Source organism: Erwinia typographi, from assembly GCF_000773975.1.
GTDB lineage: Bacteria > Pseudomonadota > Gammaproteobacteria > Enterobacterales > Enterobacteriaceae > Erwinia > Erwinia typographi.
In genome coordinates, this window is sequence record NZ_JRUQ01000044.1 from 45,053 (window position 1) to 67,839 (window position 22,787).

A 22,787-nucleotide genomic window follows, 5' to 3' on the forward strand; every position below is an offset into this window, starting at 1 on the left:
ACCGTCAGACTGGGAAAAAAGCCAGTTGCCACGGTTTGCGTGACGCACAAAAAAGACCCGTTACGCAAACCAGTTTTGCAAAAGCGAATGTCGCTCAGCAGCCAGTGGGAAACGGCTTAACCGGCTGTAGATCTCCGAACCCGCCCTGCTTACGCACCTGTAGCAAGAGCGCTTCGGCGTTCTCCTGCATGCAAGCCAACGCAAGCGCGATGACTTTGTCTCGGGCTTCGTTTGAAGGTGACGCTGAGGGGATTGGGATGAGTCCATTTTTTTTCGATAACATAAAGTGCCTCCTGCCTGTATGTTTGATGATAATAATAACCTACGTCTTCGGCATGTCGGAGAAGTAAACGGTGGTAGAGCTTGCCCAGATTTTCTCTCACCGCTACAGCAACCAGAATCCCACTGGATTGCTTCGCCATGAAATCCTGCATAGCTGCGCCAATACCTTCTACCATCAGCTGCTCCAGCTCTTTTCGGGTGTACATCATACTGCTGTCCGCCCTGAACAGATCCGTTCGACTAGCTGAGAATACCGCATCCAGCGGATAAAAACTAACCATCCATGCTGAGTATTCAAGATATTTTTTTGGCCAGTGATAAGTGAAAAGCGAATACATAGCGAGGTGTAGTGGACCGATCTCCACTATGTATTCTCTCGTTGCGTAACGCTTTTTTCTTACGCTGACCAGGTATCCTTTTCCTTCTCGTAAAAGCGATAGAGTCGAACTGTTAACCTTAATATCCATGAGCCACTCTCCTTAGTGAGCCCCTGGTATACCCGGTCGCTTTTTGGTTGTCAGATTACGATTTTTGTTTTGCGCACCCTTTTCCAGATTTTATTTTCCGGGATTCAGGCATAAAAAAAGGCCGGTTCAGGGAACCGGCCTCTGGCGCTACCAGCACTGAGGATTACTCGTCCTCGTCGCCTGGCGCTTCATCTTCACTGTCCAGTTCCGCTGCGTCGTCGTCATTTTCGACCTCAGGGGCGATATCCTCATCCCCTTCCGCAACGCTGCCATCGATAGCATCGAGCTCTTCTTCTGCTACCGGTTCGGCCACGCGCTGCAGGCCAACCACGTTTTCATCTTCCGCGGTGCGGATCAGAATAACACCCTGGGTGTTACGCCCAACCACACTCACCTCAGAAACGCGGGTACGAACCAGCGTGCCAGCATCGGTGATCATCATGATCTGATCGCTGTCGACAACCTGAACCGCACCAATCACCGGTCCGTTACGCTCAGTCACTTTGATCGAGATAACGCCCTGGGTTGCGCGTGATTTGGTTGGGTACTCGGTGTTACTGGTACGCTTGCCGTAACCGTTCTGAGTGACGGTAAGGATCGCGCCATCATCACGAGGGACGATCAGGGACACAACGCGATCGCCTTCCGCCAGCCTGATACCCCGCACGCCGGAAGCGGTACGGCCCATGGCGCGTACGGCGGTTTCCGCGAAGCGCACCACTTTACCCGCCGCAGAGAACAGCATCGCCTCGTCGCCGCCGTTAGTCAGCGACACGCCAATCAGTTCGTCGTCGTCACGCAGATTGACGGCGATAATCCCGGCGCTGCGCGGACGGCTGAACTCGGTCAGCGCAGTTTTCTTCACGGTACCGCAAGCGGTAGCCATAAAGATGTTCCACCCTTCCGCATATTCACGCACCGGCAGGATCGCGGTGATACGTTCGTTCGCTTCCAGCGGCAGCAGGTTGACGATTGGACGCCCACGCGCGCCGCGGCTCGCTTCAGGCAGCTGATAAACCTTCATCCAGTACAGGCGGCCACGGCTTGAGAAGCAGAGGATGGTGTCGTGGGTGTTGGCCACCAGCAGGCGGTCAATAAAGTCTTCTTCTTTAATACGTGCCGCAGACTTGCCTTTACCACCACGACGCTGTGCTTCGTAGTCGGTCAGAGGCTGATACTTCACGTAGCCCTGGTGAGACAGGGTAACAACAACGTCTTCCTCGTTGATCAGGTCTTCGATGTTGATATCGGCGCTGTTGGCGGTGATTTCAGTACGGCGCTTGTCGCCAAACTGATCGCGAATCAGCTCAAGCTCTTCGCGAATCACTTCCATCAGGCGCTCTGCGCTTTCCAGAATGCGAATCAGCTCGGCAATCTGCTCCAGCAACTCTTTGTACTCGTCCAGCAGCTTCTCATGCTCAAGGCCGGTCAGCTTCTGCAAACGCAGATCCAGAATCGCCTGAGCCTGCGGCTCGGTCAGGTAGTACTGGCCGTCGCGGATACCGAACTCTTCTTCCAGCCACTCAGGGCGCGCGGCATTATCGCCCGCACGTTCCAGCATAGCCGAAACATTACCCAGCTCCCACGGACGTGCGACCAGCCCAGCTTTAGCTTCGGCCGGAGTAGCGGCATGGCGAATCAGCTCGATAATGGGGTCGATGTTCGCCAGCGCAATTGCCAGCGCTTCCAGGATATGCGCACGGTCGCGCGCTTTGCGCAGTTCAAAGATAGTACGGCGCGTCACCACTTCGCGACGGTGGCGCACGAAGGCTTCCAGAATGTCCTTCAGCGGCATAATTTTTGGCTGTCCCTGATGCAGGGCAACCATGTTAATACCGAAAGACGTTTGCAGCTGAGTCAGCGAGTAGAGGTTGTTCAGCACCACTTCGCCAACCGCATCGCGCTTGACCTCAACGACGATACGCATACCGTCCTTGTCAGATTCGTCGCGCAGCGCGCTGATCCCTTCCAGACGCTTCTCTTTCACCAGCTCCGCGATTTTCTCGATCAGGCGGGCTTTGTTCACCTGATAAGGAATTTCGTGAATGACGATGGTCTCACGGCCGGTTTTGGCGTCGGTTTCCACTTCGCCACGGGCGCGGATGTAAATTTTTCCACGGCCGGTACGGTAGGCCTCTTCAATCCCCCGGCGACCGTTGATGATGGCGGCGGTTGGGAAATCCGGTCCCGGTATGTGCTCCATCAGCCCTTCAACGCTGATGTTCTCATCGTCAATGTAGGCAAGGCAGCCGCTGATCACTTCAGTCAGGTTGTGCGGAGGAATGTTGGTCGCCATGCCCACGGCAATACCGGACGCGCCGTTGATCAGCAGGTTCGGGATGCGGGTTGGCATCACTTCAGGGATCTGCTCGGTGCCGTCATAGTTAGGCACGAAGTCGACAGTTTCTTTTTCCAGATCCGCCAGCAGCTCGTGAGCAATTTTGGCCATGCGTACTTCGGTATAACGCATTGCGGCGGCGGAGTCGCCATCAACGGAACCGAAGTTACCCTGACCATCTACCAGCATGTAGCGCAGCGAGAACGGCTGCGCCATACGGACAATGGTGTCGTACACGGCACTGTCGCCGTGAGGGTGATATTTACCGATCACATCGCCGACTACACGGGCGGATTTTTTATAAGGTTTGTTCCAGTCATTACCCAACACGTTCATGGCGTAGAGCACGCGACGGTGTACTGGTTTCAGGCCATCGCGAACGTCTGGCAACGCACGGCCAACGATGACCGACATGGCATAATCGAGGTAGGAGTTTTTTAACTCTTCTTCAATATTGACCGGTGTGATTTCTCTGGCCAGGTCACTCATGGAGGCACTTTCCTTTTAATTTTACCCGGATTCAAAGGTGCGAAAGTATATCACCTTTAGGCCTGGTGGTGAATGGAAAGCGTCGTTTTGACCGCTTTAATGCACGCTAATTTGGCAGAATGCCGGGTGCTGCACATTCCCTCAAGGAAACAGGTATACTGCCGGCAGACTTTTAGCGAGCGAGACACCTATGAAGGCTGAGCAAAACGCCACCACGGCAAACGTGGATCATAACGAAATTGCCAAATTTGAAGCGGTCGCATCCCGCTGGTGGGATCTGGAAGGGGAGTTTAAGCCTCTGCACCGGATTAACCCTCTTCGTCTGGGATATATCGCCCAGCACAGCAACGGCCTGTTTGACAAGAAAGTGCTGGACGTCGGCTGCGGCGGCGGCATTCTGGCCGAGAGCATGGCCCGCGAAGGCGCCAACGTAACCGGGCTGGATATGGGCGCGGAGCCGTTGCAAATCGCCCGCCTGCACGCGCTGGAAAGCGGCGTGAAGGTAGATTATGTGCAGCAGACCGTGGAAGAACATGCGGAGCAGTTTGCGGGCCAGTATGACGTGGTGACCTGTATGGAGATGCTGGAGCACGTTCCAGATCCGCGATCGGTGGTCCATGCCTGCGCGAGGCTGGTTAAGCCGGGCGGCGAAGTATTTTTCTCCACGCTTAACCGCAACAGTAAGTCCTGGCTGATGGCGATCGTCGGTGCGGAGTATCTCCTGCGCATGGTGCCGCGCGGCACGCATGACATCAAAAAGTTTATTCGCCCTGCCGAGTTGCTGAACTGGGTGGATGAAACGCCGCTGCGCGAGCGCCACATGATCGGCCTGCATTACAATCCGCTGACCAACAGCTTCAAGCTGGCGCCGGGCGTGGACGTTAATTACATGGTTCACACCCGCGCTGCTGAAGCCTGACCCGCCCTTCCCGGCCTGGTGCAGGGTGCGTTTCCGGGCACCCTGCATGTTTAATCAGTAAGGGAAATCCCTGCCTGGCCTTCACCTGATTGTCATAAGAATCCCTTAGCTTAGCGCCGCGGTCAGATCGTTTTCCTCTTAGACAGAGGGCGGACTGCAACGGCAGGATAAACCTGAAACAGGGAAACTTTATTTTCCTCTGGTATGAAGAGACAAAAATTCGCCTCTTCAGGGCTTTTTTTGCGCAAAAAAAAGGGCAACTTTTCACCGATGAACAAGAAACCCGCGCTTGATCAAATTTCTAAATATTTTCTTAAGTGGTTGACATCGCCCCTGGGCCTTGAGAAACGTGGGCTTAGCATTAAATCCAGCGTTCGATCCGTAATTCCGTCGGAAAATCAAGCCTTGTTAAGACGGCAGAAATTACTAAAATACTCACCATATTGTTACCCATACTTCCCTTACCCCCTATATATAGTGTTTATCCACAGAGTTACTCACATCTGAGCATTCTGTGTATAAACGGGGGATAGATTGGTTTTCACCCCTCACGGACAGGATATTACGCGACATGAATCAGAGCTTGCTTGTCACCAAACGCGATGGCCGCACCGAACGCATTAACCTCGATAAAATTCACCGCGTGCTGGACTGGGCTGCGGAAGGTCTGCAAAACGTCTCGGTGTCCCAGGTGGAGCTTCGTTCACATATCCAGTTTTATGAAGGCATCAAAACCTCCGATATTCACGAAACCATTATCAAATCCGCTGCCGATCTGATCTCCCGCGATGCGCCTGACTACCAGTACATGGCCGCGCGTCTGGCTATCTTCCACCTGCGTAAAAAAGCCTATGGCCAGTTTGAACCGCCTAAGCTGTACGATCAGGTGAAGCGTATGGTCGATATGGGCAAGTACGACAGCCATCTGCTGGAGGACTACAGCACCGAAGAGTTCGAGCTGATGGACGGGTTTATCGATCACTGGCGCGACATGAACTTCTCTTATGCCGCCGTGAAACAGCTGGAAGGTAAATATCTTGCGCAGAACCGCGTCAGCGGCGAGATCTACGAAAGCGCCCAGTTCCTCTATATTCTGGTAGCCGCGTGCCTGTTCTCGGGTTACCCGCGCGAAACGCGTCTTGATTACGTCAAGCGCTTCTACGACGCTATCTCAACCTTTAAAATTTCGCTGCCTACGCCAATTATGTCCGGCGTGCGCACCCCTACCCGCCAGTTCAGCTCCTGCGTGCTGATCGAATGCGGCGACAGCCTGGACTCGATCAATGCGACCTCCAGCGCTATCGTAAAATACGTTTCTCAGCGTGCCGGTATCGGTATTAACGCTGGCCGCATTCGTGCGCTGGGTAGCCCAATCCGCGGGGGCGAAGCCTTCCACACCGGCTGCATTCCTTTCTACAAGCATTTCCAGACGGCGGTGAAGTCCTGCTCTCAGGGCGGCGTACGCGGAGGAGCAGCCACCCTGTTCTACCCAATGTGGCACCTGGAAGTGGAAAGCCTGCTGGTGTTGAAAAACAACCGCGGCGTGGAAGGAAACCGCGTTCGTCATATGGACTACGGCGTGCAGATCAACAAACTGATGTACACCCGCCTGTTGAAAGGGGGCGACATCACGCTGTTCAGCCCTTCCGACGTGCCGGGCCTGTACGACGCTTTCTTCGCTGACCAGGACGAGTTTGAGCGTCTGTACGTTAAATATGAGCAGGAAGAAGGCATCCGCAAGCAGCGCGTCAAGGCGGTTGACCTGTTCTCGCTGATGATGCAGGAGCGAGCTTCTACCGGTCGTATCTACATCCAGAACGTTGACCACTGCAACACGCACAGCCCGTTCGATCCGGCTATTGCACCAGTGCGCCAGTCTAACCTGTGCCTGGAAATTGCGTTGCCAACCAAACCGCTGATGGACGTCAACGATGAAAATGGCGAAATCGCGCTTTGTACGCTGTCGGCATTCAACCTTGGCGCTATCGACAGCCTGGACGATTTGCAAGAGCTGGCGACCCTGGCGGTACGCGCGCTGGATGCGCTGCTGGACTATCAGGACTACCCCATCCCAGCGGCCAAACGCGGCGCAATGGGTCGCCGTACCCTGGGCATCGGCGTAATTAACTTCGCCTACTACCTGGCGAAGCATGGCGTGCGCTATTCCGACGGCAGCGCTAACAATCTGACCCACAAAACCTTTGAAGCCATCCAGTTCTATCTGCTGAAGGCCTCGAACGAGCTGGCGAAAGAACAAGGCGCCTGCCCGTGGTTTAACGAAACCACCTATGCGCAGGGCATCCTGCCGGTCGACACCTATAAGAAAGATTTGGACGCGATCAGCGACGAGCCGCTGCACCTGGACTGGGAAGGCCTGCGCGAGCAGATCAAAACCCACGGCCTGCGCAACTCCACGCTGTCTGCCCTGATGCCGTCAGAAACCTCTTCGCAGATTTCTAACGCCACCAACGGCATTGAGCCGCCGCGCGGCCACATCAGCATCAAAGCGTCTAAAGACGGCATCCTGCGCCAGGTTGTTCCTGAGTATGAGCGCCTGAAAGACAATTACGAGCTGCTGTGGGACATGCCAAACAACGACGGCTATTTGCAGCTGGTCGGCCTGATGCAGAAGTTTATCGACCAGGCCATTTCGTCCAACACCAACTACGATCCAACGCGCTTCGACAAAGGCCGCGTGCCGATGAAGCAGTTGCTGAAAGATTTGCTGACCGCGTACAAGTTCGGCGTGAAAACGCTGTACTACCAGAACACCCGTGACGGTGCGGAAGATTCGCAGGAAGATCTGGTGCCGTCCATTCAGGACGACGGCTGCGAAAGCGGCGCCTGCAAGATTTAAGCAACAGCGGCAGGGCGATACCCTATCCTTTCGCCCGCAACAATCATGTGTCAGGGCCGCCCCGCGCGGCCCGCTCTCACTGGATTACTATTCATGGCTTACACAACGTTCTCGCAAAATAAAAACGACCAGCTGAACGAACCGATGTTCTTCGGCCAGCCGGTTAACGTCGCCCGCTTCGATCAGCAGAAATATGACATTTTTGAAAAGCTGATTGAAAAGCAGCTCTCCTTCTTCTGGCGTCCGGAAGAGGTCGACGTCTCCCGCGACCGTATCGACTATCAGGGGCTGCCGGAGCATGAAAAACACATTTTTATCAGCAACCTGAAATATCAGACGCTGCTGGACTCGATTCAGGGACGTAGCCCGAACGTGGCGCTGCTGCCGCTGATCTCCATCCCGGAACTGGAAACCTGGGTAGAAACCTGGGCGTTTTCCGAGACTATCCACTCGCGTTCTTACACCCACATTATTCGTAATATCGTTAACGATCCGGCCATTGTGTTCGACGATATCGTCACCAATGAGCAGATCCTGTCACGCGCCAGGGATATTTCTGGCTACTACGACGATCTGATCGAAATGACCAGCTACTGGCATCTGCTGGGCGAAGGCACCCACCAGGTTAACGGCAAAACCGTCACCATCAACCTGCGCGAGCTGAAAAAACAGCTCTATATCTGCCTGATGAGCGTTAACGCGCTGGAAGCCATTCGCTTCTACGTCAGTTTCGCCTGCTCCTTCGCCTTCGCCGAGCGCGAACTGATGGAAGGCAACGCCAAAATTATCAAGCTGATCGCCCGTGACGAAGCGCTACACCTGACCGGCACTCAGCATATGCTGAACCTGCTGCGCAGCGGCGAGGACGATCCTGAAATGGCAGAGATCGCCCGCGAATGTCGTCAGGAATGCTATGACCTGTTTGTGATGGCGGCCCAGCAGGAGAAAGAGTGGGCTGAATATCTGTTCCGCGACGGCTCGATGATCGGCCTGAACAAAGACATCCTTTGCCAGTACATTGAATACATCACCAACATTCGTATGCACGCGGTGGGTCTGGATCTGCCGTTCCAGACCCGTTCGAACCCGATCCCGTGGATCAACGCCTGGCTGGTGTCTGACAACGTTCAGGTTGCGCCGCAGGAAGTGGAGGTCAGCTCTTATCTCGTCGGCCAGATCGACTCTGAAGTCAACGGCGACGATTTCAGCGATTTCCAGCTGTAATATGGCCGGTTCGAGGATTACCCTGCGTGCCTCCGGCACGCAGCTTCACTGCCAGAACGAGCACCGCTCGCTGCTGGACGCGCTTGAGTCCCATAAGATTTGCGTGGAGTATCAGTGTCGGGAAGGCTACTGCGGCTCCTGCCGCACCCGGCTGCTGAAAGGTGAAGTGTGCTATATCGCCACGCCGCTGGCTTTCGTTCAGGAAGATGAGATCCTCCCCTGCTGCTGCAAAGCCAACGGCGATATCGAACTTGAAATGTAGGGGTAACATCCTCCGCTGACTTTACTGTAGGGAGCTTATATCCCTACAGATTCTTTCCCTCGCTCAGCCTTTCAACGTTTCCACTACATCAATCCAGCCGTGCCCGGTTGACACTTCCATGCCGTTAAGCCAGCGTCGCAGCATATTCAGCGCCATCATTGCCACCACCTCCTGGCGGGATTTCAGACCGTGACGGTTGACGTTAAACTTCACGCCCTGCGCCCAGCTGCCTTCTGGCGTAGACAGCGCGAATCCCAGCTGTTCCTGCTGGAGGCCGCCAACGATCAGCGCCAGCGAAGCCCCGGATTCTGCGGCAAGCTGTTTGCTACGGTCGAGCAACGTCCGCAGAGACTCTTCGCGCGTCGGCAGGACGTTGCCCGCCGCCAGCGGCGCCTCCTCCGAGGCCAGCTGCCATTGCAGCAGCCCGGCGGTGAACTGTTCACTGACGGCAAGCGTGAGGCCCTTCTCCTTCAGACGACGCGAGAGCTGAGCCGGAAGCCCTTCAGTCCCTTCGAAGATAGTGCTTTCACCGGCGATTTCCCGCACCTGCTGCCAGAACTGCTCCATCTCCGGCAGCTTTGAAGCCGGGCCGTTCAGCTTCAGCTCAATAATCGGCATCGAGGCGCGATAGCCCATCACCACGCCGTCGGGGATCGGCAGCGGCTCGATTTCGGCGGCGAGGTCGCTCTCTCCCCGGCCGAAGGTGGTCATCCGCAGACAGACAGGCGGTTCCGGCAGCCTGAAGCGGGCTTTGAGCCGTGGCAAAATCTGCTGCTCGACCATCACCTTGTATTCTGAAGGGACGCCCGGGGTGAAGAAAATCCAGCAGCGGTTTAGCTGCAGAGCAAAACCGCAGGCGGTGCCAACCGGGTTATCCAGCATTTCGGCACCGGCGGGGATCTCTGCCTGCTTACGGTTGCTGGCGGCCATGCTGCGACCGCGTCCGGCGAAGAAAGCCTCCATCTTCGCCAGCCACTCCTCCTGCATCACCAGCTCTACGCCAGCGGCTCTGGCGGCGGCCAGCGCGCTAAGGTCATCACTGGTTGGCCCAAGGCCGCCGTTAACAATAAGCACGTCGGCCACTTTGCTGCGTTCGGTCAGCACCCTGACCAACTCATCAATGTTGTCACCGACGGTCTGACGGCTGGTCATCGGCAGGCCGTTCTCGAACAGCACCCCGGCCAGCCACGCGGCGTTGGTATCGACAATCTGACCGTGCAGCACTTCATCGCCAGTTGCGAGCATTTCCACTCTTATCATTTTTTTCTCCGGTTCGGGCAGCGTGGATTAACTGTATGAAGCCCCCCTGATAAACACAATGTCATTTTTAACAAAATTTTGTTAACAAAATGCAGCAACGGACGTTTTGTTTCAGAGATAGCAGCGATAGACAGAGCCTGATTGCCGGGAATCAAGGTGTCGCGCACAATGGCGTTGATAATAGGTTAACCCGATTGATAAAAATTATTTCGAAGTTCAAACCTTAATTTAGCAGAGAGAGACGCATGATGAGCAAAAAAGGACTGACCACCGCTGCTGGCGCACCCGTTGCCCACAATAATAATGTGATGACCGCAGGTCGCCGCGGCCCCATGCTGTTGCAGGATGTCTGGTTTTTAGAGAAGCTGGCGCATTTCGACCGGGAAGTGATCCCAGAGCGCAGGATGCACGCTAAAGGCTCAGGCGCTTACGGCACCTTTACCGTAACCCAGGATATCACCCGCTTCACCCGGGCAAAAATCTTCGCCGGAGTGGGTAAAAAAACCGAACTGTTTATCCGCTTCTCTACCGTAGCGGGCGAGCGCGGCGGAGCCGATGCCGAGCGTGATATCCGTGGATTCTCGCTCAAGTTTTATACCGAAGAGGGCAACTGGGATCTGGTCGGCAATAACACGCCGGTATTCTATCTGCGCGATCCGCTTAAGTTTCCCGATCTCAACCACGTTGTGAAGCGCGACCCGCGTACTAACCTGCGTAATCCAACCTATAAGTGGGACTTTTTCTCGCAGCTGCCGGAATCACTGCACCAGCTGACCATCGATTTTAGCGACCGCGGCCTGCCAGACTCCTATCGCCATATCCACGGTTTCGGCAGCCACACCTACAGCTTTATCAACGACCAGCAGGAACGTTTCTGGGTGAAATTCCATATGCGCTGCGAGCAGGGGATTGCCAACCTGATGGATGACGAAGCCGCGCTGCTGATTGGTCAGGATCGTGAAAGCTCACAGCGCGATCTGTTTGAAGCTATTGAAAAAGGGGACTTCCCACGCTGGAAATTCTTCGTGCAGATCATGCCGGAAGCTGAAGCCTCGCAGACGCCGTATAACCCGTTCGACCTGACTAAAGTCTGGCCGCACGGCGACTACCCGCTGATTGAAGTGGGAGAGTTCGAGCTGAACCGTAACCCGGATAACTATTTTGCCGAGGTGGAACAGGTAGCGATGAGCCCGGCTAACGTGGTGCCCGGCATTGGCTTCTCTCCTGACCGCATGTTGCAGGGACGCCTGTTCTCTTACGGCGATGCCCACCGCTATCGCCTCGGCGTTAACCATCACCAGATCCCGGTGAACGCGCCAAAATGCCCGTTCCACAGTTACCATCGCGACGGCGCAATGCGCGTGGACGGCAACAGCGGCAACGGGGCGACCTATGAGCCTAACAGCTTTAACGTCTTCCAGGAGCAGCCGGACTTCAGCGAGCCGCCGCTGTCGCTGGAAGGCGCTGCCGACCACTGGAATCACCGTGAGGATGAGGATTATTTCAGCCAGCCGCGCGCGCTGTTCCATTTGATTAGCGAAGAGGAACACCAGAGAATGTTCAAGCGCATTGCCGGAGAGCTGGTTCAGGTACCTGAATTTATTCAGCAGCGGCAGATTGCGCTGTTCCATCAGGTGGACCCTGCCTACGGCACCGGCGTTGAGCAGGCGCTTAAAGAGCTGAAATAGGCCACACCCCGGCCTGTTGGAAGGGGGAAGGCGATCAGCCTGCAAAGGGTGGCTTAGTGCCGCCCTTTTTCCTGCCTGGCGACCCACTGCGTTAAGCTCTGCCGTGAAATTTTAATCCCCCCCGCGTTCAGCTCAGGCAGAAGATGCCAGCTTACCGGATGCTGAAACCCGGCCAGCAGCGGCTTCGCCCATTCCGCCAACGCCGCCAGCGACAGCTCTGTCCGTAAAGAAACCAGCGCGACCGGACGATGACCAAACTCCTCGTCCTCTCTGGGCACCACAAACGCTTCGGACACGTCAGGGTGCGACAGCAGTACAGATTCGATCTGCTCCGGCTGAATCCCCTCTCCGGCCGAGAAAAACTGATTATCCAGACGCCCGCTCAACAGCAGCTCGCCCTGATGAATCTGCCCGCCGTCGCGGGTAGCAAACCAACCTTGCGCATCCGTCAGCGTCAGCAGTTCCCCCTCTCGCCAGTAGCCACAGGCCAGCGCCGCAGAGCGCAGCTGAACCTCTCCTGCCACCACCCGGACCTGATGCCCTGCCAGCGCCTGCCCGACGCCGCTTCGCCCGTCAGCCCGCTTTGCCGTCACGGTCGATGCGGTTTCGGTCATGCCGTAGCCACACCAGCAGGCGATACCGGCCGCCTCAGCCTGCTGGGTTAACGGCGCTGGAATCGCCGAGCCGCCCAGCAGCACGCTGCGCAGGTTAGCGGGCAGACAGGCGTGATGCAGCAGTCGCCAGAGCTGGGTTGGCACCAGCGAAGCAAAGCTACAGTCTGCAAGCGCCTGATGCAGCGGACGATCGCCCGGCAGCGCCAGCCCTGCGCCCCTTAGTAGCCAGCGCCAGAGAATACCCTGGCCGGAAACGTGGAACAGCGGCAGCGACAGCAGCCAGCAATCGTCAGATCCAAAACCCATTGCCGTTACCACGCCCGCCGCGCTGGCGAGATGGGCGGCGAAGGTATGGGCAGCCGCTTTCGGCTGACCGCCTGAGCCGGAGGTCAGCGTCAGCGTGGCAATCTGCCGCTGGTCCCAGCCGCGATGCGAGCGGCCAGAGATAAACGTCAGGCTTAGCGCAGGCAGCGCCGGTAGAGCTTCCCCGTCCAGCGACAGGGAAAAATCACAGTTTAACGAGGGCAGCAGCGCCGCCAGCAGGGATGGCGGAAGCTGCGGATTCAGCGGCAGCACCCGCGCTCCGCATTGCAGCAGGGCAAGGTAAGCCAGCAGCGCAGGCAGGCCGTTACGGGCTTTTAGCGCCACGCCACAGCCAGCATGAACGCCCTGCTGCATCAGCCCGGCGGCCAGCCGGTCAACCCGCGTGGCCAGCTGTGCCCAGCTCAGGTTTTCCTGCGGGGTAAAGACCGCGGTGCGGTGCGGCTGAACGTTTTGCCAATGCCGCCAGGGCCAGTCGCTCAGCGCTGCCATAGTACCTCCAGCGTTTGCGGAGAAATCAGCGGCAGTTCGCTAGCGGGCCAGCTGCGCACCAGCTGATGCGCCATCAAATCCAGCGTGTCGAGGCCCGGCGTGACGCCGGGCGTTAGCCAGTGGGCAATGCGCGCCAGCTGGGTCAGCCCGAAGCTGGACTCCAGCGACGAGCTAATCACAGCCTGCATCCCGGCCTTGTTTACCCGCGCCACCAGCGCCGACACCTGTGCCAGGCTGCCGGTCAGCGTGGGTTTAATCACCACGGCACTGACGTTCGGCTCCGCCAGCGGCCGAAAACCCACGTCCCTGGCGCTTTCGTCCCAGGCAATGGCGATGCCGGTTTCGCTGGCAAAGTCTCTCGCTTCGCGCTGGCTGCGGCAGGGCTCTTCGAGAAAAACAATGCGTGAACGGAGAGCCGGGTCAATAAAACGAGCGAAACGCCGCGCCCGCTCCAGGCTCCAGCTCCGGTTCGCATCGAGCCTCAGCGTCAGTTCAGGCAGCGCTTCAAGCAGCAGGCTGACCATCATGCCGTCCCGCACCGGCTCATACAGCCCAACCTTCATTTTTGCCAGCGGCTCAGCCTGCTGCTGTAACCGAAGAAGTAGCGCGTCAGGGTCGCCCGTACAGAGCAGCGCGCTGCGATAGCAGCCCTCTTCCGGCAGCTCGCCCGCCAGTTCCGCAGCGGCGCAGCTCAGGCCAAAAGCAACCGAAGGCAGGCGGCTTTCCGCCGGTTCTTTCCCTTCGCACCACGCCTTCAGCCAGCTCAGGGCTTCAGGTTGCGCTTCGGCCAGCGTCTCCTGACTGAATCCAGGCAGCGGCGCAATTTCTCCCCAGCCTTCCCTCCCCGACGCTGTCAGCCTCACCAGCAGCCCGCTACGCGTTTTCAGCCGCCGATCGCGCAGAACTACGCCAGCCTCAAGAGGAATGTCCCAGGCAAAGACCGTTGCGCGGCGCATCAGGGATTTCGCTTAAATTTGCTGAAGTCCGGCTGGCGCTTCTGATTAAACGCGTTGCGCCCTTCCTGTCCTTCTTCAGTCATGTAAAACAGCATGGTCGCGTTGCCAGCCAGCTCCTGTAGCCCCGCCTGCCCGTCGCAGTCGGCGTTCAGCGCCGCCTTCAGGCAGCGCAGCGCCATCGGGCTGTTTTGCAGCATTTCGCGACACCAGCGCACCGTTTCCCGCTCCAGCTCGGCTAACGGCACCACGGTATTGACCAGCCCCATCTCCAGCGCCTGCTGTGCGCTATACATCCGGCACAGAAACCAGATCTCCCGGGCCTTCTTCTGCCCGACAATCCGCGCCATATAAGCAGCCCCCCAGCCGCCGTCAAACGAGCCTACCTTTGGCCCGGTCTGGCCGAACTGCGCATTATCCGCTGCAATCGTCAGATCGCAGAGCATATGCAGTACGTGGCCGCCGCCAACCGCATAACCTGCAACCATCGCCACCACCGGTTTAGGACAGGTGCGTATCTGACGCTGGAAATCCAGCACGTTGAGGTGGTGAACGCCGGACTCATCCTGATAGCCGCCATAATCTCCGCGAACTTTCTGGTCGCCTCCGGCGCAGAAGGCCTGTTCTCCCTCTCCGGTCAGCACGATCACGCCAATGTGCTCATCGTGGCGGGCATCGTTCAGCGCCGCCAGCAGCTCTTTTACCGTTTGCGGCCGGAAGGCATTGCGTACATCCGGTCGGTTCAGGGTGATTTTGGCAATGCCGTCACAGGACTTGTGGTAGCGAATATCGCTGAAGGGCAGGCCAGAATCCTGCCATTCGACCGGGGCTGTAAGCTGGCTTTCGTCGGGATAAATCATCTGATTTCCTCAGGAGTGAGTGAGCCGCTGCGCCACGCAGGAGGCATAAGCGGCAGGATTTTCACGGTGGGCATTGTGACCGGCCGCAGGAATAACATCGCAGGAGAGAGAGGCCTGTCGCGCGAGTTGCAGAAATTTACCGTCCCGCTCGCCACAGAGAGTGCTGAACGGGAGAGTCAGCCGGGCCAGTTCGGGCAGCAGGTACGGCTGCCGGGACAAAGAGGTTGCCAGCAGCATGTCTGCCACGGCAGCGGCGCGGTTGGACAGGCGCAGCTCAATCAGGCGCGCCCGCTGCGACCCGGTCATATCGGCAAATACGGGCTGCTGATACCAGGCCTGAAGCGTTTGCGCCAGCGGCTGTGAGCGGAACCGTTCGGCCCAGCCAGCATCCTGTCTTTGCCGCTGCTGGCGCAGTTCAGGCAGCTCAAGGCCGTAATGGCCGCCTTCCACCAGCAGCCCCTCCAGCTCCGGTCCCGCATGGCGGCAGGCGTGGAACAGCGCAACCCGGCCGCCAAGAGAGTAGCCAATCAGCCAGTAGCGGTGAATGCCGTGATAGCGCAGCGTCTGGTCGATGCTGTCTGAGAGTGAGTCAAACCCGCTGGTATGATGCGCCTGCGAACCACCGTGTCCGGGAAGATCGATGCCGAGGTGCGGCCAGTCGGCCAGCAAAGACTGCACCGGCAGCCAGTCTGCGGCGCTGCCCAGCAGCCCGTGCAGCCAGACCAGAACGGGTTTGCCGCTGTGACGATCGCCCTGTCGGCAAGCGTGAAGGATCATTCCTGTCTAACCTTCCCGGCCACGGCCAGGCTCTGCGCACCCTCTTCGGCCGCCACCCGCAGTTCGATCAGCGTGGCGCCCTCCTCCTGCCATCCTCGCTCAACGGCCGTTACCAGCGCCTGCCAGTCATCAGGGCGATGGAACTGAAGGCCGAACAGCCGCGCGGCGGCGGCGAAATCCACCTGCTGCGGCATTGCAAAGAAGCGCTGCCTTTCCGATGCTGGCGTCGGCAGCATGGAAAAAATCTGCCCGCCGTCGTTGTTGACCACGATCAGCACCACCGGTGCCTGCGACTGCCCGAGCAGCGCCAGGCTGTTCACATCATACAGGGCAGAGATATCGCCAACGATCGCCAGCAGCGGGCGATGGCTGCCCCGCTGCACCCCTGCCGCCGTCGCGATTAGCCCATCGATACCGCTCGCCCCGCGATTAGCAAACACCGGGTAGCCCGCCGGTAGCTGGGCGAAAGTATCCACCAGGCGGATGGTCAGGCTGTTACCGAGAAACAGCGCGCCCTGGGCCGGTAATAATGACGGGAGGTGTTGCGCCAGCCCGGCCTCGCTAAACGCGGGCTGACGGATGGCAGACGTGATGTCAGCCACTAACCGAGTCAGTTCAGGACACCATGCCGGCTGAGCAAGGGCCGGATGCGCAGCCAGCCAGGGCACAATCTCAGCCACGATGCGGCTGCCGCGATGGTGAGCCGGATCGCGTCTCTCCGGCATCGCTTCAATCAGCCAGAAATCCTCAGGCTGGCAGTCCGCCAGCCAGCCGCCGAGCGTTTTCCCGGTCAGATGGCTGCCAAACTGGACGATCAGCTGCGCGCTGGCCAGCGTGGCAAGCGCCTGCGGATGCTGCAACCAGATTGAGGCAGAAGGCAGCGGCTGACCGCTCTGCGATTGAACGTCGGCAATCAGCGGCCAGCCCAGTTCAGCAGCCCAGCGGGCGACCGCGATCCCCTCCTCCGCAGTCATTTTCCCGGCAATCACCACGCCGCGCTGTTGCCGCCAGAATCCCCACTCAGGGTTAACCGGTGTGGCCCTGGCTGCAACCTGCCGCAGCCAGGGACGATCGTCCTGCCACCACTTGCCCAGATCGTCACGCCAGCTGCGGAAAGCATCGGGATCGTCGCCATACAGCGGCTCGGCAAACGGGCAGTTAATCTGCACCGCGCCGAAAACCTGCTGTCCCAGCAGCGAATCGATAGCGGAAACCAGCCAGCGGGCGGAGACATCGGGCGTAGGTCGGGGAAGATTCAGCGCGGCGGCGTGGTGGGCAAACAGCCCCGTTTGCTCGATCGCCTGGTTCGCGCCGCAGTCAAGCAGTTCGACGGGGCGGTCTGCGCTGAGCACAATCAGACGCTCGCCGGTCAGGCGTGCTTCAATAATGGCAGGATAGAGATTGGCAACGGCGGTACCGGAAGTGACCACGATCGCAACCGGCTGGCCGGTGGATTTAGCCAGCCCCAGCGCCAGATGTCCCAGCCCGCGTTCGTCGAAGTGGGTATGGCAAATCAGCCGGGGATGGCTGGCCGCCAGCAGGGTCAACGGCGCGGAGCGCGAGCCGGGAGCAATGCAGAGATGCTGCACCCGGTGACGGGTTAACGCTTCAAGGATAACGGCTGCCCAGCGACGGTTGAAGGAACTGTGTGACATAACCCACTCCTGATCAAAGCAGAGAGCAGTATAAAAGAGGCAAAAATGGCTTAACTTGATTTGGGGCAGGATTCGCTCGCTATTTCTACTCCTAATAAAGTAGCCAGCCCTGAGGCTTTGTGGTTAATCTCCTGCCATTCGAGCGGCGCTTCGGACCCGGCGACAATCCCAGCGCCTGCGTATAACCGCACGCTATCCTCTTCCACCAGCCCACAGCGCAGCGCCACGGTGAACTCGCTTTCCGACGCCGAGAGCCAGCCTACCGACCCCGCATACCAGCCGCGCGAGAAAGGTTCATGCTGCTGAATAAATAGCTGAGCCTGTTGACGGGGCAAACCGGCTACCGCGGCCGTCGGCTGAAGTCGCCTGATCAGCAGCCTGTCGTCCCTCTTATGCAGCAGCCCCTGGATATCGCACCTCAGATGCTGAACCTTGCGCAGCCGTACCACGGCTGCCGGGCAAACGTCCACCTCGCGAGCGATCGGCCGCAGGCGCTGGCAAATATCCTCCACCACCAGGCGATTTTCCCGGCGATTCTTTTCATCTTTCAGCAGCGCGTCTGCCAACTGCTGCGCCCGCTGAGGATCGCTGGAGCTGGCGCAGGTGCCCGCCAGCGCCTCGCTACTGAACGCCAGCCCCTGACGATGGAAAAGCCGCTCGGGGCTGGAGCCGACAAACGCCTGCCGGGCATCGGGAGAGAGCAAAAAGTGGTAGCAGTCGTGGTTTACCTCGCGGCTGGCCTGGAGCAAAGACGCGGCTGAAAAGGCCTGGGAGAAACGTAAATCGGTCGCTCGCGCCAGCACTACTTTATCCAGCGAGCCGGTCTGAATGGCCCGTAGCGCCGCCTCAACCTGCTGCCGCCAGCCTTCGCCATCAGGAAAATGTTGAAGGGTAAGCAGCTGGCGGGGAAGCTCCGGTAGAGGTTTTGCAGGCCGGAGCCGTTCTATGAGTCCGAGTGCCGCCTGGGCTTCCTCCTGCAGCTCGCCGTGCAGGAAAACTTTCAGGGTGTTGCCGTGCCAGATCAGGCGAGGCAGAAAAAGGTAGCTTTGCCGTAGCGAAAATTCGTTGGCTCCTACCAGGCACCCTTCCGCAGGCAGCGAATCAAGCAGCTCAGCAGCCTGACGGAGCGTCTCAGCGCGCTGGACTTCTCCCAGCGCCATCAGCCGCTGTTTGCCTTCGCGCTGCTGCCAGTAAAACTTTGGCCAGACTGGCTGCGCGTCCAGCCACGCCAGGCCGTCTGGCTCGTCAGGTAGCGGCACGGCAAGGCACAGAAAGCCGCGATGAGTCCCGATCACGGACCGGAGCTGCTGTTGTAGCTGCCGCAGGGCGGAGGAGAAAGGCATCGGACAGTCCAGGCAAACGAAAGTCTGGTTAGTTTATCAGCCGCACGCCCCCCGGCGTTTGATCTGGGCCAGGCTGCAATAAGCAAAACGGGCGTCCCAAAGGACGCCCGCTCTATTCAACCGACAACGCAACGACTAGCGGCGCGCCAGCAGTAATCCGACCACCAGCCCCAAGGTAGCGCCGACGCCAATCCCCTGCCAGGGCTTTTCGTGTACGTATTCATCAGCGCGATACACCGCCTGTTTTGCCCGAACATAGTAAGTATCAGTAGCCTGGCTGACGCGTGACTTGACGTCGTTCAGCGACTTTTCAGCTTTCGCTTTCAGCTCGACATATTTCTGATCCGCCGGGTCTCCAGAAGATTTAAGAACCTCTTCCAGCGTTTCAGTCAGCAGCGCCAGGTCATCGTCCAGACGGGTGTCTTCAGGTGCAATCGTAGTAGCCATAACGTCTCCATGTGCGAATAAGATACTCCACTAACTATAGACACTTTTTCTCAATCTGCCCGCTGAGCCCTCCAGGAATTGCCTGATTCCTGGATCGTTAAATCGCAGGCAAAAAAAAGCCGGTCATGAAGACCGGCGACCCGGATAAGGTCTTTTAAAAGGATGCTCAGAAGCATACCGCCCGGCGCTGCCTATTTGGCAAACATCGTCGCGATATCTTTAAAGGCTTTAAACTCCAGCGCGTTGCCGCAGGGATCGAAGAAGAACATGGTGGCCTGCTCGCCCACCTGCCCCTTGAAGCGAACATAGGGTTCGATCTCAAACTTGATCTGAAAATCCCTCAGCCGCGCCGCGAGCTGCTCCCACTCCTCCCAGCTCAGCACCAGGCCAAAATGGGGAACCGGCACGCCGTGGCCGTCAACGTGATTGGTATGAATCGCGTCCGGCGCAGCGTTCTTTGGCGCTTCATGGATCACCAACTGATGGCCGTAGAAGTCAAAGTCCACCCACTTCTCGCTGGAACGTCCTTCGGGAAGATTAAATACGGTACCGTAGAAATGGCGCGCGGCGGCCAGGTCATCGACGGGGATAGCCAGGTGAAACGGGCTGAGGGCCATTATTATCTCTCCAGAATGGGACAAGGTCGTTGTATTCCCCCATTCTTGACGATAATATTTTTTATTAAAAGCGAATATTTCCACAACGAATCAACAATTATTTTGCTGAGTCAACCGAATGCTACGTGAACTGAAAACCTTTGTTGCCGTAAACCAGTGCGGCACCTTTGCCGCCGCAGGGCAGCGGATTGGTCTGACGCAGTCCGCCGTCAGCGCCCAGATGCGCACGCTGGAGCAGGCGCTGGGAATGCAGCTGTTTGACCGCTCTGGCCGCGCTATCGCGCTGAATGCCAGCGGCACGCGGGTGCTGCCGCTGGCGGAAGAAATCCTCGCGCTGTTTGCCCGCATGGCCCAGCCGGAGAATGTCAGCGACTATCGCGGGGCGATTAAAATTGGCGCCATCTCTTCCGTGCAGACCGGATTGCTGCCGGGCGTGCTGGTAAGCGTGCATCAGCAGGCTCCTGCGCTGGAGACCAAGCTGATCCCCGGCGTCTCCTCCAGCCTGCTCACCCAGGTCGACGCGGGCAATCTGGATCTGGCGGTCATTATTAAGCCCAGCTTTGCGCTGACTAAAGACCTCTATGCTGAAACGCTGCAAAAAGAGCCCTACGTGCTGATTACCCCCCCCGATATCCGTGGGAATAACGCGGCCGAAATTATCCGCCAGCAGCCCTTTATCCGCTATGACCGCTCGTCATTTGGCGGCAGAATGGTCAGCCAGTTTCTGCGGGAGCAGCGGCTCGACCCACAGTTAGTGCTGGAAATCGATGAAATTGATGCCATTGTGAAAATGGTGGAGATGAAGCTGGGCGTGGCGCTGGTCCCTCTGGCCGGACTGTGGACGGAACGTGCGGCTGGTGTACGTATTATCAGGCTTGGCGAGCAGACTTTTTACCGCGAGCTGATTATGGTGATGCGCCACGCCAACCGTCACTCTCCGCTGCATAAATTTATTGCTGGAATACTAAAAACGCAGGCCATACCGCCTCAGCATCCGCACGTTAACGGTTAAAACCGGCCGCAATTGGCGGAAAACACTGCTTTTGTTAGATTTATCTGATAAATTTTTGGTGAACTGAATTTTCGAACCCACAAGCTGTCGTAATTCCCTGTGACCTGAGTCACATACGAGTAAGGCAAGGCTGAACGTCAGCCTCAGTGTGCAAGTACACGACAGTCTCTACAAACTCCGTTCAGCAAAGGAAATCACTTCTGGCATGAATCGAAGAATGTTTATGAAAGCGTCAATGGCTTTCGCTACGGTAAGCGGCATGTCCGGTTTATCGACGTTATTTGCTCAGGCTGCCTGGGCGGATACGGATATCGCCGACGGCACTGCGAAGCAATTTGATTTTGACGTGCTCAAACAAATGGCCGCTAACCTTGCGAAACAGCCTTACGGCGGCGCGCCAGCTCCGCTACCAGACACCCTGGCGACGATGACCCCGCAGGCCTACAACGAAATTCAGTACGACGCCAATCACTCGCTGTGGAATGATATCCCCAATCGTGAACTTGACGTGCAATTCTTCCACGTCGGTATGGGCTTCAAGCGCCGCCTGCGGATGTTTGCCGTCGATGCGTCTAGCCGTGAAGCGCGCGAAATCCATTTCCGCCCCGAATTGTTTAACTACAATAACGCCAACGTGGACATGAAGCAGCTGGAAGGCAAAACCGACCTGGGCTTTGCCGGCTTTCGTGCGTTTAAAAAACCCGAGCTGGCCAGCAAGGATATCGTCTCCTTCCTCGGCGCAAGCTATTTCCGCGCCGTGGATGCCACCTATCAGTATGGCCTCTCCGCTCGCGGCGTGGCTATCAACACTTTCGGCAACCACGAAGAGTTCCCGGACTTTACGGCGTTCTGGTTTGAAACGCCGAAGGCGGACGATACCACCTTCACCGTTTACACCCTGCTGGATGGCGAAAGCTGCACCGGTGCGTTTAAGTTCATTATCCACTGTGAAGAGAAACGCGTGGTGATGGAGGTGGAGAACCACCTGTATGCCCGTAAAGATATCGAGCAGATGGGCATCGCGCCGATGACCACCATGTTCAGCTGCGGCAACAATGAACGCCGGATGTGCGATACCATCCATCCACAGATTCACGACTCCGATCGCCTGGCGATGTGGACCGGCGTGGGCGAATGGATTTGTCGCCCGCTGAACAACCCGCAGCGCCTGACCTACAACGCCTATCAGGATGAAAACCCGCGCGGCTTCGGGATGCTACAGCTCAATCATGACTTCCAGGATTATCAGGATGTGATTGGCTGGTACAACAAGCGGCCAAGCCTGTGGGTAGAGCCGGTTGGCAAGTGGGGCAAGGGCGCCATCAATCTGATGGAGATCCCAACCACGGGCGAAACGCTGGATAATATTGTCTGCTTCTGGCGTCCGGAAGAGGCCATCAAGGCGGGTAGCGAGCACAGCTTCAGCTATAAACTTTACTGGAGCGGCCTGCCACCGGTGCGCAGCGGCCTGTCACGCGTTAATGCCACCCGAACCGGCATGGGCGGATTCCCGGAAGGCTGGGCGCCGGGCGAACACTATCCTGATGTCTGGGCGCGCCGTTTCGCGGTGGACTTCGTTGGCGGCGATCTGAAAGCGGCCGCGCCGAAAGGCATTGAGCCAGTGATCACCACCTCCTCTGGTACTATCAAACAGGTTGAGATCCTCTACGTTGAGCCCATTGACGGCTATCGTATTCTGTTTGACTGGTATCCGAACAGCCCGTCAACCGAGCCGGTCAACCTGCGGCTGTTCCTGCGCACCAAAGACGAAACGCTGAGCGAAACGTGGCTGTATCAGTACTTCCCACCGCCGCCCGACAAGCGTAAATACATCGACGATCGCCAGATGACCGCCGGGTAATCTGAGCACTGACAAGGCCGCGAAAGCGGCTTTTTTTATTTCACTGTGG

The 22,787-nt window shown here is 57.8% G+C and carries 18 protein-coding genes; 7 read left to right on the forward strand and 11 right to left on the reverse strand.

The features are described 5' to 3' along the window. Positions 1 to 149: 149 nt before the first annotated feature. Positions 150 to 749, reverse strand: coding sequence for a hypothetical protein (locus NG99_RS15495; RefSeq protein WP_034894800.1), 600 nt, complete (start codon positions 747 to 749; stop codon positions 150 to 152). 163 nt (positions 750 to 912) lie between these two features. Beyond that, positions 913 to 3,576: a DNA topoisomerase (ATP-hydrolyzing) subunit A gene (gene gyrA / locus NG99_RS15500; RefSeq protein ID WP_034894804.1), complete on the reverse strand. Its 2,664-nt coding sequence runs from the start codon at positions 3,574 to 3,576 to the stop codon at positions 913 to 915. A gap of 190 nt (positions 3,577 to 3,766) precedes the next feature. On the opposite strand from gyrA, the gene ubiG reads away from it, so the two are divergent. The 4 genes from ubiG to yfaE all read left to right on the forward strand — a co-directional run bounded on the left by ubiG (position 3,767) and on the right by yfaE (position 8,838). Further along, positions 3,767 to 4,495 carry a bifunctional 2-polyprenyl-6-hydroxyphenol methylase/3-demethylubiquinol 3-O-methyltransferase UbiG gene (ubiG, locus tag NG99_RS15505; protein WP_034894807.1) on the forward strand — a complete coding sequence of 243 codons (729 nt, stop codon included), beginning with the start codon at positions 3,767 to 3,769 and terminating at the stop codon, positions 4,493 to 4,495. Between the two features lie 571 nt (positions 4,496 to 5,066). Further along, a complete protein-coding gene (gene nrdA, locus NG99_RS15510) occupies positions 5,067 to 7,352 on the forward strand; it encodes a class 1a ribonucleoside-diphosphate reductase subunit alpha (protein ID WP_034894809.1) in 2,286 nt (761 codons plus the stop codon). A gap of 93 nt (positions 7,353 to 7,445) precedes the next feature. Beyond that, the gene (gene nrdB, locus NG99_RS15515) at positions 7,446 to 8,576 is read left to right on the forward strand and encodes a class Ia ribonucleoside-diphosphate reductase subunit beta (RefSeq protein WP_034894812.1); all 1,131 of its coding nucleotides are present in this window, start codon (positions 7,446 to 7,448) and stop codon (positions 8,574 to 8,576) included. 1 nt (position 8,577) lies between these two features. Beyond that, complete coding sequence (gene yfaE, locus NG99_RS15520; protein WP_034894815.1) at positions 8,578 to 8,838, forward strand: class I ribonucleotide reductase maintenance protein YfaE; 261 nt, start codon at positions 8,578 to 8,580, stop codon at positions 8,836 to 8,838. Positions 8,839 to 8,901: 63 nt separating this feature from the next. Here the strand turns inward: yfaE and NG99_RS15525 are convergent, their stop codons facing one another. Continuing rightward, positions 8,902 to 10,098 (reverse strand): nicotinamide mononucleotide deamidase-related protein YfaY, encoded by a 1,197-nt coding sequence (locus NG99_RS15525; RefSeq protein ID WP_034894818.1) that lies wholly within the window; start codon positions 10,096 to 10,098, stop codon positions 8,902 to 8,904. Positions 10,099 to 10,343: 245 nt separating this feature from the next. Here NG99_RS15525 and katA point away from each other — a divergent pair, with 245 nt between their 5' ends. Beyond that, a complete protein-coding gene (katA, locus tag NG99_RS15530; protein ID WP_198138796.1) occupies positions 10,344 to 11,786 on the forward strand; it encodes a catalase KatA in 1,443 nt (480 codons plus the stop codon). A gap of 53 nt (positions 11,787 to 11,839) precedes the next feature. On the opposite strand, the gene menE is transcribed toward katA, so the two are convergent. The 8 genes from menE to NG99_RS15570 all read right to left on the reverse strand — a co-directional run bounded on the left by menE (position 11,840) and on the right by NG99_RS15570 (position 19,865). Beyond that, on the reverse strand, positions 11,840 to 13,213 hold the full coding sequence (gene menE / locus NG99_RS15535; protein ID WP_034894821.1) for an o-succinylbenzoate--CoA ligase: 1,374 nt from the start codon (positions 13,211 to 13,213) through the stop codon (positions 11,840 to 11,842). Continuing rightward, positions 13,201 to 14,169: an o-succinylbenzoate synthase gene (gene menC / locus NG99_RS15540; protein WP_034894824.1), complete on the reverse strand. Its 969-nt coding sequence runs from the start codon at positions 14,167 to 14,169 to the stop codon at positions 13,201 to 13,203. The genes menE and menC overlap by 13 nt, the downstream gene beginning before the upstream one ends. Next, a complete protein-coding gene (gene menB / locus NG99_RS15545) occupies positions 14,169 to 15,026 on the reverse strand; it encodes a 1,4-dihydroxy-2-naphthoyl-CoA synthase (RefSeq protein WP_034894826.1) in 858 nt (285 codons plus the stop codon). The genes menC and menB overlap by 1 nt, the downstream gene beginning before the upstream one ends. Before the next feature lie 9 nt (positions 15,027 to 15,035). Further along, positions 15,036 to 15,803 carry a 2-succinyl-6-hydroxy-2,4-cyclohexadiene-1-carboxylate synthase gene (gene menH / locus NG99_RS15550; protein ID WP_034894829.1) on the reverse strand — a complete coding sequence of 256 codons (768 nt, stop codon included), beginning with the start codon at positions 15,801 to 15,803 and terminating at the stop codon, positions 15,036 to 15,038. Further along, the gene (menD, locus tag NG99_RS15555) at positions 15,800 to 17,458 is read right to left on the reverse strand and encodes a 2-succinyl-5-enolpyruvyl-6-hydroxy-3-cyclohexene-1-carboxylic-acid synthase (RefSeq protein WP_034894832.1); all 1,659 of its coding nucleotides are present in this window, start codon (positions 17,456 to 17,458) and stop codon (positions 15,800 to 15,802) included. The genes menH and menD overlap by 4 nt, the downstream gene beginning before the upstream one ends. A gap of 50 nt (positions 17,459 to 17,508) precedes the next feature. Further along, the gene (locus NG99_RS15560; protein WP_034894835.1) at positions 17,509 to 18,801 is read right to left on the reverse strand and encodes an isochorismate synthase; all 1,293 of its coding nucleotides are present in this window, start codon (positions 18,799 to 18,801) and stop codon (positions 17,509 to 17,511) included. A 135-nt stretch (positions 18,802 to 18,936) separates the two neighbouring features. Then, entirely contained in the window at positions 18,937 to 19,248 is a 312-nt protein-coding gene (gene elaB / locus NG99_RS15565; protein ID WP_034894837.1) for a stress response protein ElaB, read from the reverse strand. Positions 19,249 to 19,439: 191 nt separating this feature from the next. Next, complete coding sequence (locus NG99_RS15570; protein ID WP_034894840.1) at positions 19,440 to 19,865, reverse strand: VOC family protein; 426 nt, start codon at positions 19,863 to 19,865, stop codon at positions 19,440 to 19,442. 118 nt (positions 19,866 to 19,983) lie between these two features. Between NG99_RS15570 and NG99_RS15575 the strand changes: the two genes are divergently transcribed. Next, complete coding sequence (locus NG99_RS15575; RefSeq protein ID WP_034894842.1) at positions 19,984 to 20,877, forward strand: LysR family transcriptional regulator; 894 nt, start codon at positions 19,984 to 19,986, stop codon at positions 20,875 to 20,877. A 205-nt stretch (positions 20,878 to 21,082) separates the two neighbouring features. Then, positions 21,083 to 22,738 (forward strand): glucan biosynthesis protein D, encoded by a 1,656-nt coding sequence (locus NG99_RS15580; RefSeq protein ID WP_034894844.1) that lies wholly within the window; start codon positions 21,083 to 21,085, stop codon positions 22,736 to 22,738. Positions 22,739 to 22,787 lie beyond the last annotated feature (49 nt).

What these genes read in the sequence shown, in the direction of transcription:
- menH (WP_034894829.1), bottom strand. Translation starts at nt 15,803, where the DNA reads ATGATCCTTCACGCTTGCCGACAGGGCGATCGTCACAGCGGCAAACCC.
- NG99_RS15525 (WP_034894818.1), bottom strand. Translation starts at nt 10,098, where the DNA reads ATGATAAGAGTGGAAATGCTCGCAACTGGCGATGAAGTGCTGCACGGT.
- menD (WP_034894832.1), bottom strand. Translation starts at nt 17,458, where the DNA reads ATGTCACACAGTTCCTTCAACCGTCGCTGGGCAGCCGTTATCCTTGAA.
- menC (WP_034894824.1), bottom strand. Translation starts at nt 14,169, where the DNA reads ATGCGCCGCGCAACGGTCTTTGCCTGGGACATTCCTCTTGAGGCTGGC.
- elaB (WP_034894837.1), bottom strand. Translation starts at nt 19,248, where the DNA reads ATGGCTACTACGATTGCACCTGAAGACACCCGTCTGGACGATGACCTG.
- NG99_RS15575 (WP_034894842.1), top strand. Translation starts at nt 19,984, where the DNA reads ATGCTACGTGAACTGAAAACCTTTGTTGCCGTAAACCAGTGCGGCACC.
- NG99_RS15580 (WP_034894844.1), top strand. Translation starts at nt 21,083, where the DNA reads ATGAATCGAAGAATGTTTATGAAAGCGTCAATGGCTTTCGCTACGGTA.
- menE (WP_034894821.1), bottom strand. Translation starts at nt 13,213, where the DNA reads ATGGCAGCGCTGAGCGACTGGCCCTGGCGGCATTGGCAAAACGTTCAG.
- menB (WP_034894826.1), bottom strand. Translation starts at nt 15,026, where the DNA reads ATGATTTATCCCGACGAAAGCCAGCTTACAGCCCCGGTCGAATGGCAG.
- nrdA (WP_034894809.1), top strand. Translation starts at nt 5,067, where the DNA reads ATGAATCAGAGCTTGCTTGTCACCAAACGCGATGGCCGCACCGAACGC.
- nrdB (WP_034894812.1), top strand. Translation starts at nt 7,446, where the DNA reads ATGGCTTACACAACGTTCTCGCAAAATAAAAACGACCAGCTGAACGAA.
- NG99_RS15570 (WP_034894840.1), bottom strand. Translation starts at nt 19,865, where the DNA reads ATGGCCCTCAGCCCGTTTCACCTGGCTATCCCCGTCGATGACCTGGCC.
- gyrA (WP_034894804.1), bottom strand. Translation starts at nt 3,576, where the DNA reads ATGAGTGACCTGGCCAGAGAAATCACACCGGTCAATATTGAAGAAGAG.
- NG99_RS15560 (WP_034894835.1), bottom strand. Translation starts at nt 18,801, where the DNA reads ATGCCTTTCTCCTCCGCCCTGCGGCAGCTACAACAGCAGCTCCGGTCC.
- katA (WP_198138796.1), top strand. Translation starts at nt 10,344, where the DNA reads ATGATGAGCAAAAAAGGACTGACCACCGCTGCTGGCGCACCCGTTGCC.
- yfaE (WP_034894815.1), top strand. Translation starts at nt 8,578, where the DNA reads ATGGCCGGTTCGAGGATTACCCTGCGTGCCTCCGGCACGCAGCTTCAC.
- ubiG (WP_034894807.1), top strand. Translation starts at nt 3,767, where the DNA reads ATGAAGGCTGAGCAAAACGCCACCACGGCAAACGTGGATCATAACGAA.
- NG99_RS15495 (WP_034894800.1), bottom strand. Translation starts at nt 749, where the DNA reads ATGGATATTAAGGTTAACAGTTCGACTCTATCGCTTTTACGAGAAGGA.